Origin of the sequence: Aeromonas sp. R7-4 (assembly GCF_040908055.1) — a bacterium.
Taxonomy (GTDB): Bacteria; Pseudomonadota; Gammaproteobacteria; order Enterobacterales; family Aeromonadaceae; genus Aeromonas; species Aeromonas sanarellii.
Genome location: NZ_JBFODA010000049.1, coordinates 1 through 2,053, shown reverse-complemented (window position 1 = coordinate 2,053; position 2,053 = coordinate 1). Strand labels below are relative to the sequence as shown.

The 2,053-nt window shown below is 54.0% G+C and carries 2 protein-coding genes; both read right to left on the bottom strand.

Annotation, left to right across the window (positions count from 1 at the left end):
- Positions 1–438: 438 nt before the first annotated feature.
- Positions 439–981 carry a D-glycero-beta-D-manno-heptose 1,7-bisphosphate 7-phosphatase gene (gmhB, locus tag AB5Y72_RS12990; protein WP_325782818.1) on the bottom strand — a complete coding sequence of 181 codons (543 nt, stop codon included), beginning with the start codon at positions 979–981 and terminating at the stop codon, positions 439–441.
- A gap of 112 nt (positions 982–1,093) precedes the next feature.
- The coding region (gene tuf, locus AB5Y72_RS12985) for an elongation factor Tu (RefSeq protein WP_368199059.1) at positions 1,094–2,053 on the bottom strand (960 nt) is incomplete at its 5' end.

The following is a 2,053-nucleotide window of genomic DNA, read 5'->3' as shown; positions in this document are numbered from 1 at the left end:
CCAGCGTTCAATCTGAGCCATGATCAAACTCTTCAATTTAAGTTTGGTTGCTTCGAAAAGCGGCTCAATGAATTGCTGAATTAACTGCTGCAACTTTCGTTGCGTTGGTCACTTCATCAGACATTGATATCAAAAATTGTTTTTGATGCTCGATGCTGTGAGTGCCCACACAGATTGCTTGATTCAAATTGTTAAAGAGCGACGCAGCTTTTGGCTGCTGCGGGAGTGGCATTCTACTCAACCGCCTTCTCGAGTCAAGCCTTATTTGCACAGGCTTTTCGAGGCTACCGACCGGCTTGTTTGCGTTGCCGCTTGCCCTGTCGATGGAGGCGCATTATAGGGAGCGGATTTGTTCTGGCAAGGGGATAATTGCAAAAAGATGGCTTCCATCGTTCAATCGCTCACAAAGCCACCAAAGTGCATTTTAAACCAGCGAAATCAGCCTGCGACAGGCGCTGCAACGGCAAAATCATGCAGGTTGTCGTAGATGGCATCGGCCAACGCGATCCCCGCATCCGTTACCGGCTTGCCGGTGCGCACCATCACCTTGTGACCTACTTTGGCATTGATGGCCGCTTTCAGGTCGGACGGCTTGTCACCCACCATATAGGAGCGGCTCATATCGATATCGAGCTCCTGCTGGGCAAGCAGCAGCATGCCGGGTTCGGGTTTGCGGCAGTCGCAAGGCGCACCGTGGTCAGGATGATGTGGACAGAAATAGATGCCATCGAGATCCACGTCCCGATCGGCCAGGGACCAATCCATCCATTCGGTCAGGTTCATGAAATCATCTTCAGTGAAGTAGCCTCGGGCAATGCCGGATTGGTTGGTGACCACGACCAGCAGGTAGCCCTTCTTCTTCAGCAATTGCATGGCTTCGATCGCCCCGGGCAGAAAGTGGAAGTCATCAACCTGGCTGACATAACCCGTGTCTTCGTTGATGACACCGTCACGATCCAGAAAAATGGCGGGTTTACTCACAGCAGCTACCTCTATCAATAATTTCGCAAAGTATCTCACAGGCCATTTAAAGCCCCAAAAGTAAAAGGGGTGGCCGAAGCCACCCCTTTCATGTGCGTATGTAAAGTATCGATTAAGCGATAACTTTAGCTACAACACCAGCACCTACGGTACGGCCACCTTCACGGATGGCGAAACGCAGGCCGTCGTCCATCGCGATCGGCGCAATCAGGGTAACAACCATCTTGATGTTGTCGCCCGGCATTACCATCTCTACGCCTTCCGGCAGTTCGATGGTACCGGTCACGTCGGTAGTACGGAAGTAGAACTGCGGACGGTAGCCCTTGAAGAACGGGGTATGACGACCACCTTCTTCTTTGGACAGTACGTACACTTCGGATTCGAACTTGGTGTGCGGCTTGATGGTGCCCGGCTTGGCCAGTACCTGACCACGCTCCACGTCTTCACGCTTCACGCCACGCAGCAGCGCGCCAACGTTCTCACCAGCACGGCCTTCGTCCAGCAGCTTGCGGAACATTTCAACACCGGTACAGGTGGTCTTGGTGGTATCTTTGATACCCACGATTTCCACTTCTTCGCCAACCTTGACGATACCGCGCTCTACACGACCGGTTACTACGGTACCACGGCCTGCGATGGAGAAGACGTCTTCGATCGGCATCAGGAACGGCTGGTCAATCGCACGCTCCGGCTCCGGGATGTAGGTATCCAGGTGGTTTGCCAGTTCCAGGATCTTCTCTTCCCACTGAGCGTCGCCTTCCAGCGCTTTCAGTGCGGAACCACGTACGACCGGCAGGTCATCACCCGGGAAATCGTACTCGGACAGCAGTTCGCGAACTTCCATCTCGACCAGTTCCAGCAGCTCTTCGTCATCGACCATGTCGCACTTGTTCATGAACACGATGATGTACGGAACGCCTACCTGACGACCCAGCAGGATGTGCTCACGAGTCTGCGGCATCGGGCCGTCAGTCGCTGCTACTACCAGGATCGCGCCGTCCATCTGGGCAGCACCGGTGATCATGTTTTTAACGTAGTCGGCGTGACCCGGGCAATCTACGTGGGCGTAGTG